Here is a 12967-nt window from a genome sequence, read left to right on the forward strand (position 1 = left end):
TCAAATCGCACCTTCGATGTCGGTCACCCGCGCGGAGCGAGCACCTCGTGCCGCTCGCGCACCGGCTTGCCCGGCCGGTACGACGAGCTCGGGAAATCGACGTACTCGACGGATGCGACGAGCTCGTCGATCATCGCATCGTGGCCGAAGGCATCCCAGGCCTCGTACACCGCTTCGAGGCGCGCATGCGTCTCGGGCGCGCGCGGCATGAAGAGCGTGCAGCAGTCGGGCGCCGTCTCGCAGGAGATGTCGTAGGTGCCTATCTCGTGAGCGCGCTCGATGATCTCCTGCTTGTCGGAGCCGATGAGCGGGCGCAGGACGGGAAGGGACACCATCTCGTTCACCGCGGCGATGTTCTCGAGCGTCTGGGAGGCCACCTGCCCGAGCGACTCGCCCGTGACGATGGCCTTGGCGCCCTCGAGGCGCGCGATGCGCTCGGCCACGGCGTACATCACGCGGCGGTACATGATGACGCGCAGGCTCGTGGGGCACGCGAGCGCGATCTGGCGCTGGGCGTCGCCGAACGGGACCACGTACAGGCGGCCGATCTGGATGGCGGGCGCATAGGCGCGGATGATGTCCTGGCAGAGATACTCGCTCGTATCTGCCGTCTGCGGGCGCCCGGAGAAGTGCACGGGCACGCACACCGCGCCGCGGCGGGCGAGGAGCCAGGTGGCGACGGGCGAATCGATGCCCGAGGAGAGCAGGGTCACGACCTTGCCGGCGCTGCCGACGGGAAGGCCGCCCACGCCGCGCTCGGAGCGGGCGTACACGTACACGCTCCCCTGCACCACGAGCACGTGCACGACGGCGTCGGGCTTGTGCATCTGGACGCGCTTATCGGGGAACGCCTCGCAGAGCGCCTCCCCCACCTGCGCGTTGAGCTCGAGCGACCCGAGCGGGTAGTCGGTGTTCGAGCGCTTCGCCGCGACCTTGAAGCTCTCGAACGAGTCTATCTCGCCGAGGGCGCGGATCGCGGCGCGGCAGTACTCGCCCGGCTCCCGGTTGGTATGGAAGGCGAGCGAGACGCGCGCGACGCCCGGCACCCGGCAGATGACGGGGAACGCGCGCTCGGCATCGCCCGGCTCGGAGAACGTCACGAGGATGTGGCCGGAGATGCGCGCGCAGGTCGCAACGGAAAAGGCGGCACAGGCCGCCTTGATGGTATCGATGAGGATGTGCTCGAAGTGAGCCCGGTTCTTCCCCTTGAGGCCGACCTCGTGGTAGTGGACCAGGCAGACGCGGCTCGCCATGCGCTATTCCACGGAACCGGCGGATTCGTACTCCGCGGGCTGATGGCCGAGGGCGGCCTCGAACTTGTCGTGGTCGTAGGAGATGTCGCCGTCGGCGATCTCCTCCATGGCCATGGAGATGGCGTCCTTGCCGGAGAGCGCGATGGTGATGTCATCGACGTCCTGGACGGAGAGGACGCGCGCATGCTGACCGCGCAGCATGTTGTTGATGTCGCAGGCGCGCTTGGACGCCAGCGACGCGAGAAGGAACCGGTTGTTATCGGTCTGCTCGAGCAGGTCGTCGATATGAGGCTTGATGACGGACATGGAGCCTCAGCTCCTTTCATGGTTCTTGATGATACCGATGAGCGCATCGACCGCCTCATCGAGGTCATCGTTCACGACGACCTCATCGTAGCGATCGATGAGCGCGAGCTCGCGCTCGGCATTCGCCAGGCGCAGCGCCAGCGAATCCTCGGTCTCGGTCCCGCGGCCGCGCAGGCGCTCGGCGAGCACCTCGAGCGAGGGGGGCTTGATGAAGATGAGCACCGCCTCGGGCATGCGCTCGCGCACCTGGAGGGCACCCTGCACATCGATCTCGAGGATGAGCGAGGAACCTGCCGACAGATTGCGCTCGACCTCGCTTTTCAGCGTACCGTAGCAGTTGCCGTGGACGTGCGCCCACTCGATGAATTCGCCCGCGTCGACGCGGCGCTGGAACTCATCGGGCGTGAGGAAGTAATAGCTCGTCCCGTCGACCTCGCCCGCGCGCGGGGAGCGCGTGGTAGCGGAAACCGTCAGGCCCAGATCCGGGAGCTCGGCGCGGACGCGCGCGACGAGCGTACCCTTTCCGGCACCTGACGGCCCTGAGACGACGAAGAGCTTTGACGTCGTTTCGCCCAACTTACTTGGTGAGGGCGGCGAGCAGCTGCTCGCGCTGGCGGACGCCGAGACCCTGGACGCGGCGGGTAGCGGAGATCTCCAGCTCGTCCATGATCTTGGCGGCCTTGGCCTTGCCGTAGCCAGGGAGCGACTCGATGAGGGTGGAGACCTTCATGCGGGACGCGATGGGATCATCGGAGTTGAGGACGGACTCGAGCGAGACCTCGCCCTTCTTGATCTTCTCACGAAGCTCGGCACGGGCGTGGCGGGCTGCGGCGGCCTTCTCGAGAGCGGCCTTGCGCTGCTCATCGGTGAGCTGGGGAAGCGCCATTAGAACCTCCTACATTCAAGGTTGATACAGACAAAAGAACGGTTGCCGCCTCATGCAGTGCATGAGCAGGCGTTTAACCATCGTGATACGTTAATCGATACCGTGGCAAAGTTCAAGTGCAACGGGGAATCTTTGGGGCTGCGACCTGCATATTCACAGAACGACCGCGAAGATTCCCCAGCTTCAGAGGGTGCTCGGGGGGCACCCCAGGGCTATTCCGATAGCTCCTCCACGATGGCCTCGTACGCGGCGACAGCGTCATTCGCGCCGGTGATGGGCCTGCCGATGACGAGATGGCTCGCGCCCGAGGCGATGGCCGCGGCGGGCGTGGCCACGCGGCTCTGGTCGCCGAGCGCGGCGCCGGCGGGACGCACACCCGGCGTCACGATGAGCGCATCCTCTCCCAACAGTTGACGCATCGCGGCCGCCTCACGCGGCGAGCACACGATGCCGTCGATGCCGTTCGCGCGGGCGAGCCCTGCCAGGCGCGCCGCCTCCTCGGGGATGGGGCAGGTGATGCCGACCTCGGCGAGCGCCTGCTCGTCCATGCTCGTGAGCACGGTGATCGCCACGAGGCGGGCGCGCTCCCCTCCCGTCTCGGCGGCAGCCTGCTCCACGCCCTCGCGCGCGGCGGCGAGCATGGCGCCCGAACCGAGGCCGTGCACGGAGAGCAGGTCGGCGCCCGCGAGGGCCGCGGAGCGGGCGGCGCCGCGGACCTGGTGCGGGATGTCGTGGAACTTGAGGTCGAGGAACACCTTGAACCCCAGGTCGCGGAAGGCGCGCACGATGGAGGGACCCTCGGCGTAGTAGAGCGTCATGCCCACCTTGAGCCAGCGCGCGTGCCCGGAGAGCGCCCGCGCGAGCGCGAGCGCCTCCTCCCGGCCGCAGTCGAGGGCGACGATGATGCGCTCGCGCGCCTCTTGCTCTAGCATTCGAAGGCTCCAATCAGCTCGGTGATGCTCTTCACACCCTGGGACGCCGCCCAGGCCTCGAGCTCGTGCAGGACGCGCGCGGAGGCCGCCGGGTCGACGAAGCTCGCCATGCCCACGGCCACGGAGGTCGCGCCCGCGAGGATGAACTCGGCCGCGTCCTCGCCCGTCATGACGCCGCCCACGCCGCACACGGGGATGTCCACCGCCTGGCAGACCTCCCAGACCATGCGCACCGCGATGGGGTGCAGGAGCGGGCCGGAGAGGCCGCCCGTGGGGCGCGAGAGCTTGGAGCGGCGCGTGTGCACGTCGATCGCCATGCCGGGGATGGAGTTGATGACCGTGAGGCCATCTGCGCCCTCGGCCTCGAGCGCGCGGGCGATCTCGGGCAGGCGCACGGGCGCCATCTTCACGAGGAGCGGCTTCTTGGTGACCGGGCGGCAGGTGCGCATGACCTCGGCGGCACCCTCGGGGGTCGACCCCATGGCGGCCCCGCCGCAGGCGATGTTCGGGCAGCTCACGTTGAGCTCGAACGCAGCCGCCCACGGGCAGAGCTCGTCGAAGAGCTCGAGCGCCGCGACGTACTCCTCCACGGAGTGGCCGGCGACCTGGCAGATGACGGCCGTTCCCTTCGCCGTGAGGTCGGCGAGGTAGGAGCCGGATTCCTCGGCGAAGGCGCGGACGCCGGGGTTCTGCAGGCCCACGGAGTTCATCATGCCGCCCGGGACCTCGGTCATGCGCGGCTTGGGGTTGCCCGGCCAGGGCTCGGCGGCGCACCCCTTCGTGGTGATGGCGCCGAGCTCGGAGACGTCCATGAAGTTCTGGAACTGCCAGCCCTGACCAAACGTCCCGGCAGCGGTGTTGATGGGGTTCTTGAGCGGGATGCCGGCGAAATCGACGGCCATGGAGACATCGCCCATTACCACACGACCTCCTTCGCATCGAACACGGGGCCGCACATGCAGGCGCCCTTCATGCCGTTCACGGTCTCGACGGCGCAGGTGGAGCACGCGCCGAAGCCGCAGCTCATCATGCGCTCGAGCGAGGCCTCGCAGTATACCTGAGCCTGCGCGGCCGCCTCGGCGACCTTCGCCATCATGGGCTCGGGGCCGCACGTGGCCACGTACCCGTAGCCGCCCTGCGCGAGGAGCTCGGCGGCCGGGTCGGTGCAGAAGCCGTGGTAGCCCGCCGTGCCGTCGTCGGTGCACGCGCGCACCTCGCCCGCGCCGAGCGCACGGAACTCACGCTCCCCCACGAGCGTCTCCGCGGTCGCGGCGCCGAGGCACACATCGAAGGCGATGCCGCGCGCGGCGAGCTCGTAGGCCAGGCAGAGCACCGGCGGCACACCGATGCCGCCCGCGACGAGGAGCGCCCGCTCGCAGCCCTCAGGGACCGACCAACCCTTGCCGCCGGGGCCGAGCAGGTCGGAGCGGCTGCCCGCGGGCATCTGGGACAGGCGGCGCGTGCCGTCGCCCACCACGGCGTACCACAGCTCGACGGTGCCCGCCTCCGGGTCCGCTGAGGCATAGCTCAAGGGCACGCGCAGCAGGCTCATCGCGTTGCCGGGAACGGCGATGTTCACGAACTGGCCGGGACGGATCGCCGCGGCGAGCTTGGGCGCGCGGATGGTGAGCGCGTAGATGTCGCGGGCGATCGGCTCGTTCGACACGACCTCGAAATCGTGCATGCGAGCCGGTGAAGGCGTTGGCATAGACCCTCCTTACCCGATGCGCCCGACGCCGGGGCGCTACCCCTCGCGTAGCGGGGAGCCGCGCCGCAGGGGCGCATCGCTGAGACGAAAAGGCAGGCGCCACCGGCATCCCGGCCGCGCCTGCCTGTGATTATCGCACGGAACGTGCTAGCACACGACGCCGTCGGCGAGCGTGCGCACGCCGCCCACAAAGACGTCGGTCGCGCGGCCGGTGAGCTCGACGCCCTCGAACGCGCAGTTGTCGGCCTTGGACTCGTAGCCGTCCGCGCCGACCGTCCAGGTCGCCGCGGGGTCGAAGACCGTGATGTCGGCGACGGAGCCAGCGGCAATGCTCGCGGGCTCGACGCCCAGGATGCGGCGCGGGTTCACGCTCATGAGCTCGACCATGCGGGCGTAGTCGATGGTGCCCGCCTCCACGAGCTTGGTGAGCACGAGGCCGAGCGCGCACTCGATGCCCGTGGTGCCGAAGGGGGCGAGCTCGAACTCGCGCGCCTTCTCCCAGGCGGCATGGGGCGCGTGGTCGGTCGCGATGGCGTCCACGGTGCCGTCGACGACGCCGGCGATGAGCGCCTCGGCGTCCGCGGCGGTGCGCAGCGGCGGGTTCATCTTGAGGCGCGTGTCGTACGTGCCGTCGAGCGCGTCCTCGGTGAGGAAGAGGTGGTGCGGCGTGGCCTCGCAGGTCACGTCGAGCCCCTCGGCCTTGGCGGCGCGCACGAGCTCGAGGCCGCGCGCGGTGGAGATGTGCTGGATGTGGAGCTTCGCCCCCGTGAGGCGCGCGAGCGCGATGTCGCGGGCGATCTGGATCTCCTCGCCCTCCGCCGGCCAGCCGAGCAGTCCCAGGCGCGTGGACACGACGCCCTCGTTCACCTGGCCGTCGCCCACGAGGTCCTCGTCCTGGCAGTGGCTCATGAACACCTTGCCGAACATCTTGCCGTAGTCCATGCAGCGGCGCATCATGCCGGCGCCCTGGACGCCGCGGCCGTCGTCGGTGAAGGCGACGGCGCCGTGCGCCACCATGTCGCCCATCTCGGCGATGATCTCGCCCTTGAGGCCCTTGGAGCAGGCGCCCGAGGGGTACACGCGGCAGTGCCCCTCGCGGGCGGCGACGGACTTCACGTACTCGACGACCGTGCCGTTATCGGTCACGGGGTCGGTGTTGGGCATGGAGCACACGCCCGTGAAGCCGCCCTTCGCGGCGGCGCGGGTCTCGCTCTCGATGGTGCCCTTGTGCTCGTAGCCGGGCTCGCGCAGGTGCACGTGCATGTCCACGAGGCCGGGGACGAGCACCTTGCCCGCAAGGTCGATGACCTCGCAGCCCTCGGCAGAGAGGTTCTCGCCCACCTCGGCGATCTTGTCGCCGTCGATCTTCACGTCAACGACGCCGTCGATGCCCGCGACCGGGTCGACGACGTGCGCGCTCTTAAGCAGAAAGGCCATTGTCGGCACCTCCAAGCAGCAGGTACAGGGCAGCCATGCGCACGCAGATGCCTGCGTACACCTGGTCGAGGATCACGGACCGCTCGGGGTGGTCCGCCATGTAGGAATCGAACTCCACGCCGCGGTTGATGGGACCGGGGTGGCAGATGATCGCGTCCGGCTTCATGAGCGGCTCGCGCTTCTTCGTGAGGCCGAAGAGCTCGTGGTACTCGCGCAGGCTCGGGAAGGGCGCGCCCTCCAGGCGCTCGCGCTGGATGCGCAGCATGTAGACCACGTCGAGCTCGGGCAGGACGTCGTCGAGGCTATAGCTCACGCGGTCGGCGCCGAGCACCTCGGGCGCGGCGGGGATGAGCGTGCCCGGGGCCACGACCGTGACCTCAGCGCCCATGATCTTGAGCGCGGGGATGAGCGAGCCGCACACGCGGGAGTGCGCGATGTCGCCCACGATGCCCACCTTAAGCCCCTCGAAGGAGCCCTTGCGCTCCCAGATGGAATAGAGGTCGAGCAGGGCCTGCGTGGGGTGGCCGTGCTTGCCGTCGCCGGCGTCGATGACGGCCGCGGGGCTGTGCTGGGTGATGATGTAGGGGGCGCCCGCGTGCTTGTCGCGCACGACGATGCAGTCGATCTTGTACGCGTCGAGCGTCATGACGGTGTCGATGAGGCTCTCGCCCTTCACCGTGCTCGTGGAGGAGCCGCCGAAGTTCAGGCTGTCGGCCGAGAGGCGCTTCTCGGCGAGCTCGAAGGAGCTGCGCGTGCGCGTCGAGGGCTCGTTGAACATGTTCACGATCGTCTTGCCCTTGAGCGTCGGCACCTTCTTGATGGCGCGCTCGTTCACCTCGGAGAACGCCTTGGCGGTCTCGAGGATGGTCATGATATCGGTATCCGAGTACTCGGTGATATCGATCAGGTGCTTATGGTTGAACGCCATGAGCCTACTCACCTCCCAGCGGGGCGGAACCCACGCGGGCGCCGGGCTCCACATCGAAAATCTCGACGGACGAACGGCCGTCGACCTCCTTGAGATACAGGCGCACGTTCTCCTCGTGCGAAGACGGAACGTTCTTGCCCACGAAATCCGGGCAGATGGGGAGCTCGCGGTGGCCGCGGTCGACGAGCACGGCCAGCTCGATGGCGGCAGGGCGGCCGAGGTCCATCACCGCGTCGAGCGCGGCGCGGATGGTGCGGCCGGTGTAGAGGACGTCATCGACGAGCACGATGCGCTTGCCGTCGACGTCGAACGGGATGTGCGTGGCGTGGATCTCGGGCGCGAGGTTCGTGAGGTAGTCGTCGCGGTAGAAGCTGATGTCGAGGCTTCCGAGCGGCACGCGCACCCCCTCGATCTCCTCGATCTTCTCGACGAGCTGCTTGGCAAGCAGGTCGCCGCGCGTCACGATGCCCACGAGCGCGAGGTTCTCGGTTCCCTCGTTCCGCTCGAGGATCTCGTGCGCGATGCGCGTGATCGCGCGGTTGATGGCGGTCTCGTCCATGATGACCGCCTTAGGCTTCGTGCCCATCGCACTCCTTCCTTCCATCGATGCCCCGCGATGCATACGCCCCGCCGAGGCAAAGAAAAAGATGCCCGACCGCCGCGCGGCACGGACATCCCGAAGAACAACCCGCTCCCTGAGCTGGGTGCTATGTGCTTCCTTGCGGGTATCTCGTACCACGTTTAAAGGTCGAGCCTAGTGTAGCACGGAAGCGCCCCGGCACCGGCGGGGTTCTCGGCGACGGTGCGAAGTGAATCAAAATTCTTGATGCCTGCATATCTGGCGCACGGGACGGCGCGCCGGGCGGAGGGCCGCACAGATATGAAAAGACCCTGCCAGGGGGACTGACAGGGTCTTTTGGAATCAATGGCTCCCCGGGTAGGACTCGAACCTACAACAGCGCGGTTAACAGCCGCGTGCTCTACCATTGAGCTACCGAGGAATGGCTGCTCGCAAGCAACAGAACTTAGTATACAAACTTCTCGACAGATGGCAAGGGGATTTTTTGAAAAAAGTTCACGCGGTCAGGGCCACCGGGGCCTCGACGCCGCTCCGATCCTCCCTGCCACCGGGACGCGAGCGGCGCAGAAGCGACGAGCGGCCCGGGCGCAGATGCCCGGACCGCTCGGATACGCGCGTATGGAAGGCTGCCGCCGCCTACATCTCGATGTAGTCCTTGAGCTTGCTCGAGCGGCTCGGATGGCGGAGTTTCGCCAGCGTCTTGCTCTCGATCTGGCGGATGCGCTCGCGCGTCACGCCGAACACGCGGCCGACCTCCTCGAGGGTGCGCGGGTTGCCGTCAACAAGGCCGAAGCGGAGCTCGATGACCTTGCGCTCGCGGTCGGCAAGCGAGTCGAGCACCTGCGAGAGCTGCTCCTGGAGCATGGAGAAGCTCGCCGCATCGGGCGGGACGACCGCCTGGGAGTCCTCGATGAAGTCGCCGAGCTGGGAATCCTCCTCCTCGCCGATGGGGGTCTCGAGCGAGACGGGCTCCTGCGAGATCTTCTGGATCTCGCGCACGCGGTCGGCGCTGATGCCCATCTCCTCGCCGATCTCCTCGGGGGTCGGGTCGCGGCCGAGGTCCTGCAGCAGCTGGCGCTGGACGCGCACGAGCTTGTTGATGGTCTCGACCATGTGCACCGGAATGCGGATGGTGCGCGCCTGGTCGGCGATGGCGCGGGTGATGGCCTGGCGGATCCACCACGTGGCGTACGTGGAGAACTTGAAGCCCTTCTCGTAGTCGAACTTCTCCACCGCGCGGATGAGGCCGAGGTTGCCCTCCTGGATGAGGTCCAGGAACAGCATGCCGCGCCCCACGTAGCGCTTGGCGATGGAGACGACGAGGCGCAGGTTCGCGCTGATGAGCGCCTGCTTGGCGTCGAGACCCACCTGCTCCACGCGGGTGAGGCGGCGCATCTCGGCGCGCGTGAGCTCGAGCTCGCCGCGATCGGCGGCCTCGAGCTTCTCGGTCGCGTCGAGGCCGGCCTCGATCTTCATGGCCAGGTCGACCTCGTCCGCAGCGGTCAGCAGGTCGACCTTGCCGATCTCCTTGAGGTACATGCGCACCGGGTCGCCGGTGAGCATGACGGTCGAAGCATCGATGCCGCGCACGCGGGAACGCGAGCGCGACGTGCGGGCGCGCGGCTTCTTCTTGCGCGCGGAACCCATCTCGGACTCGGCGATCTTGGCGACCTTGATGTCGTGGTCCTCGATGCTCTCGTCATCCAGCTCGCCATCGAGGTCGTCGACGCCGAGGTCATCGTCGTCGGAGCCGCCGACGCCGTCGGTGCCGAGCGACAGGTCGTCATCGGCCTCCCCCTGGGAGACCACCTCGATGCCGCGATCACGGAGCGAGCGATAGATAGAGGTAAGCTGTGCGTCGTCGATGTTGACGTCCTTCAGGACGATCTGGATCTCGTCCTCGGAAACAGACCCGGACACCGAGGCCTTGTCCACGAGCGTGTTGATATACGCATCGAGCCCGGTATCCTTCTTCTCGGTCTTCTTCGGCACAAAAGCTCCCTTCCTCAGTCCACGGGACTCATTACTTTAACACAGCTCTCTATACCCAGTACGTGGGAATATGTAGCAGGGAAAATTATTCGCCCGGCTTTCGACAAATCCACGCGGCGCCCGCGGGCGCCATCAGGCGCTCGCGAAGGGGTCGGCGATGCCGCTGACGGCCTTCTGCAGCTCGCGCTGGCGCGCGGCGAACCGCGTCGCCTGGATGGTGAGCTCCCGGCGCTGGGCGCGGTCGAGGGAGCGATCCTGGCGCAGGCGCGCCTGCACCGCACGGAGGCGGCGCTGCACGGTGTAGAGCTCGAGCGTGTTCACGAGGAACTCGATCGTCACGTCGGTCGGGTGCGTGCTCGTGGAGGACACGAGGCCGCCCGACACGAGCTGCGGCGCCTCGGGGCACACGGCGAGGACGGCCTGCATGGCGTCGGCGGCCGACGTCCCCGCGGGCGTGGCGAGCACCGCCCACGCGATCGATTCGTGGCGCGGGTCGATCCAGTCGATCTCGGTGATGCGCTCGGCGAAGGGTCGGAAGGCGTCCGGCGAGCTCGTGAGCAGCGTGAGCAGCTCGCGCTCGCAGGCGAGCGCCCGGCGCTCGAGGTCGGTGAGCACCACGGGGGCGGCGGGGGCGGCTCCCGTGCCCGGATCGCCGGCCTGTGCCGGAGCGGGGGCATCGTCGAAGCCGCGCGCATCGTCCGGGATGTAGTCGTAGGGCACCTCGTCCGCCTCGTCGCCGTACGCGGCAGCGGGCTCGCCCGCGCCCCGGGCGGCACCCGTACGCTGCCCGCGCGCCGCGTCGCGCATCTGCTCGCGCCGGCGCGCCGTCGCCTCCTCCCCCTGCACAGTGCGGAAGACGCGCTGCGCCGCCGAGCGCACGGTCTCGGCGTCGAGCCCGAGCAGGTCGGCAATCTGCATGTAGTAGGAATCGACGAGGTAGCTCGCGCGGAGCGGGTAGATGAGCCGGCAGGCCTCGTCGAGCGCCGCCGCGCGGCCGCCGGGCGTGGCGGTGTCGCTGCGCTCCTCGAGCTTGCGGAAGACGAAGTCCATGAGGGGCTCGGCCTCAGCGAGGAGCGTCCGCAGCGCGTCACCGCCCCGCGCGGTGATGAACTCCATGGGGTCCATGCCATCCGGGAGCACGACGCAGCGCAGGTCGACGGTGCTCTGCTCGATGAACTGGATCGCGCGCTCCGCCGCCTTCTGGCCCGCGGCGTCTCCGTCGAAGAGGTAGACGATCTGCTTGGCGAAGCGCGAGAGCGTCTTCACGTGGTATTCGGTGAGCGCGGTGCCGAGCGTGGCCACCACGTTGCCGATCCCCGCCTCGTGGCAGGCGATGGCATCCGTGTAGCCCTCGACCACGACGGCCTGCGCCTCGGCGACGATATGCTCCTTCGCCCAGTTGAACGCGTAGAGGTTCTTCTTCTTATGGAAGACGGCGGTCTCGGCCGTGTTGAGGTACTTCGGCTGGCCGTCGCCCATGATGCGCCCGCCGAACGCGACGCACGAGCCCCGCTCATCGAAGATAGGGAACATCACGCGCTCGTAGAAGCGGTCGGCCAGGTTGCCGCCGTTGCGGCGCACGGCGACGTTCGCGTCGATCATCTCCTGCGCGGTGAAGCCCTGCGCGCTGAGGTGCGCGACGAGCGCCCCCCTCCCCGGCGCGTACCCGAGCCGGTACTTCCGGCAGACGTCCGAGCCCATGTGGCGCGACGAGAAATACGAGCGTGGACGCCCATCCCGGCCGCGCATGAGCTGCATATGGTAGAAGTTCGAGGTCTCCTCGCAGACGTCGATGATCCGGGAGCGCCTGGTGCCGCGGCGCGCCTGGTGCGCCTCTTCCTCAAGCTCGATGCCCGCGCGGTCCGCGAGGTAGCGGACGGCCTCGGGAAACGACAGGTTCTCGCGGCGCATGACGTAGGTGAAGCAGTCGCCGCCCTCGCCGCAGCCGAAGCAGTGCCACACCTGCGTAGCGGGGATCACATGGAACGAGGGGGTCTTCTCGCCATGGAACGGGCAGCAGCCCCACAGGTCCTGGCCGCGCGGCTTGAGCGGCACGGTCTCCTGCACGAGCGTGACGAGGTCGGTCGCGGCGCGGACGCGGTTCTTATCTTCCTCCGAGATCATCGAGCACCACCCCGTCCTCACCGAGTTCCCGCTTCACGCTATCGATATCATCGAGCACCGTGCGGACAAGCTCGTCGCGCGTCGAGAACCGCACGAGCCCGCGCAGCCGGCGGGCGAACGCGATCGAGATGGCGCCGCCGTAGATGTCGCCGGAAAACCCGATGAGATTCGCCTCCAGGGCGGCCGAGGCGGCGTTATCGGCGAACATGGGGGGAACCCCGACGTTCACCGCAGCAGGCCAGGCGGCGTCGCCCACGAGCGCGATGCCCCCGTACACGCCCTCGGCGGGCACCTGGAGGACGGGGTCGTAGGCGATGTTCGCGGTGGGAAAGCCCATGCCCGCCCCCTCGCCGCGCCCGTGCACCACCGTCCCGCGCAGCAGGTAGCGGCGGCCGAGCTCGCGCGCGGCGGCATCGAGCTCGCCCGCGGCGAGGTGCGCGCGGATGTTCGAAGCGGAAACGACCTCGTCGCCGCTGCGGAGCAGCTCGTGGCCGAAGAGCTCGATGCCCCGCTCGGCGCACCAGCCCCGCATGACCGCGACCGTCGAGGCGCCGCCGCGCCCCAGGCGAAAATCGCTCCCCACGTGGACGGCGCGCACGTCGCAGCAGGCGAAGAGGACGTCCGTGAAGAACGCGGCGTGGTCGAGGCGCGAGAGCGCGCGCGTAAAGGGGATGACGAGCACCGCGTCCACACCCGAGGCGGCGAGCAGGGCGAGGCGGTCCGCGCGGGCGGTGAGCTTCGCCGCCGGGCGCGGCGCGACGACCGTGTCGGGGTCGGGGTCGAAGGTGACGGCGACCGCGCGCATGCCGCGGGCGCGGGCG

Annotated in this window: 13 protein-coding genes and 1 tRNA gene; all 14 read right to left on the minus strand. The window is 68.7% G+C overall.

Annotation, left to right across the window (positions count from 1 at the left end):
* Window positions 1–23: 23 nt before the first annotated feature.
* Entirely contained in the window at window positions 24–1253 is a 1230-nt protein-coding gene (gene thiI / locus BN423_RS02095; RefSeq protein ID WP_019238627.1) for a tRNA uracil 4-sulfurtransferase ThiI, read from the minus strand.
* Window positions 1254–1256: 3 nt separating this feature from the next.
* Window positions 1257–1559 (minus strand): DNA-directed RNA polymerase subunit omega, encoded by a 303-nt coding sequence (locus tag BN423_RS02100; protein WP_019238628.1) that lies wholly within the window; start codon window positions 1557–1559, stop codon window positions 1257–1259.
* Window positions 1560–1565: 6 nt separating this feature from the next.
* Complete coding sequence (gmk, locus tag BN423_RS02105) at window positions 1566–2135, minus strand: guanylate kinase (protein ID WP_019238629.1); 570 nt, start codon at window positions 2133–2135, stop codon at window positions 1566–1568.
* Between the two features lies 1 nt (window position 2136).
* A complete protein-coding gene (mihF, locus tag BN423_RS02110) occupies window positions 2137–2445 on the minus strand; it encodes an integration host factor, actinobacterial type (protein ID WP_019238630.1) in 309 nt (102 codons plus the stop codon).
* A gap of 212 nt (window positions 2446–2657) precedes the next feature.
* On the minus strand, window positions 2658–3377 hold the full coding sequence (gene pyrF, locus BN423_RS02115; protein WP_019238631.1) for an orotidine-5'-phosphate decarboxylase: 720 nt from the start codon (window positions 3375–3377) through the stop codon (window positions 2658–2660).
* The gene (locus BN423_RS02120; RefSeq protein ID WP_019238632.1) at window positions 3371–4294 is read right to left on the minus strand and encodes a dihydroorotate dehydrogenase; all 924 of its coding nucleotides are present in this window, start codon (window positions 4292–4294) and stop codon (window positions 3371–3373) included. The genes pyrF and BN423_RS02120 overlap by 7 nt, the downstream gene beginning before the upstream one ends.
* Entirely contained in the window at window positions 4294–5061 is a 768-nt protein-coding gene (locus BN423_RS02125) for a dihydroorotate dehydrogenase electron transfer subunit (RefSeq protein WP_019238633.1), read from the minus strand. Before BN423_RS02125 ends, BN423_RS02120 begins: the two co-directional genes overlap by 1 nt.
* 171 nt (window positions 5062–5232) lie before the next feature.
* On the minus strand, window positions 5233–6522 hold the full coding sequence (locus tag BN423_RS02130; protein WP_019238634.1) for a dihydroorotase: 1290 nt from the start codon (window positions 6520–6522) through the stop codon (window positions 5233–5235).
* Complete coding sequence (locus BN423_RS02135; protein WP_019238635.1) at window positions 6506–7450, minus strand: aspartate carbamoyltransferase catalytic subunit; 945 nt, start codon at window positions 7448–7450, stop codon at window positions 6506–6508. Before BN423_RS02135 ends, BN423_RS02130 begins: the two co-directional genes overlap by 17 nt.
* Before the next feature lie 4 nt (window positions 7451–7454).
* Window positions 7455–8036: a bifunctional pyr operon transcriptional regulator/uracil phosphoribosyltransferase PyrR gene (pyrR, locus tag BN423_RS02140; RefSeq protein WP_019238636.1), complete on the minus strand. Its 582-nt coding sequence runs from the start codon at window positions 8034–8036 to the stop codon at window positions 7455–7457.
* Between the two features lie 340 nt (window positions 8037–8376).
* Window positions 8377–8451: transfer RNA gene (locus tag BN423_RS02145), tRNA-Asn, on the minus strand.
* A 215-nt stretch (window positions 8452–8666) separates the two neighbouring features.
* Complete coding sequence (rpoD, locus tag BN423_RS02150) at window positions 8667–10022, minus strand: RNA polymerase sigma factor RpoD (RefSeq protein WP_019238637.1); 1356 nt, start codon at window positions 10020–10022, stop codon at window positions 8667–8669.
* Window positions 10023–10154: 132 nt separating this feature from the next.
* Window positions 10155–12146: a DNA primase gene (dnaG, locus tag BN423_RS02155; protein ID WP_019238638.1), complete on the minus strand. Its 1992-nt coding sequence runs from the start codon at window positions 12144–12146 to the stop codon at window positions 10155–10157.
* Window positions 12127–12967, minus strand: an 841-nt coding sequence (locus BN423_RS10595) for a riboflavin kinase (protein ID WP_019238639.1), incomplete at its 5' end; no start/stop codon positions are given. The genes dnaG and BN423_RS10595, both read right to left, overlap by 20 nt.

This window comes from Enorma timonensis (assembly GCF_000321165.1).
Lineage (GTDB): Bacteria > Actinomycetota > Coriobacteriia > Coriobacteriales > Coriobacteriaceae > Enorma.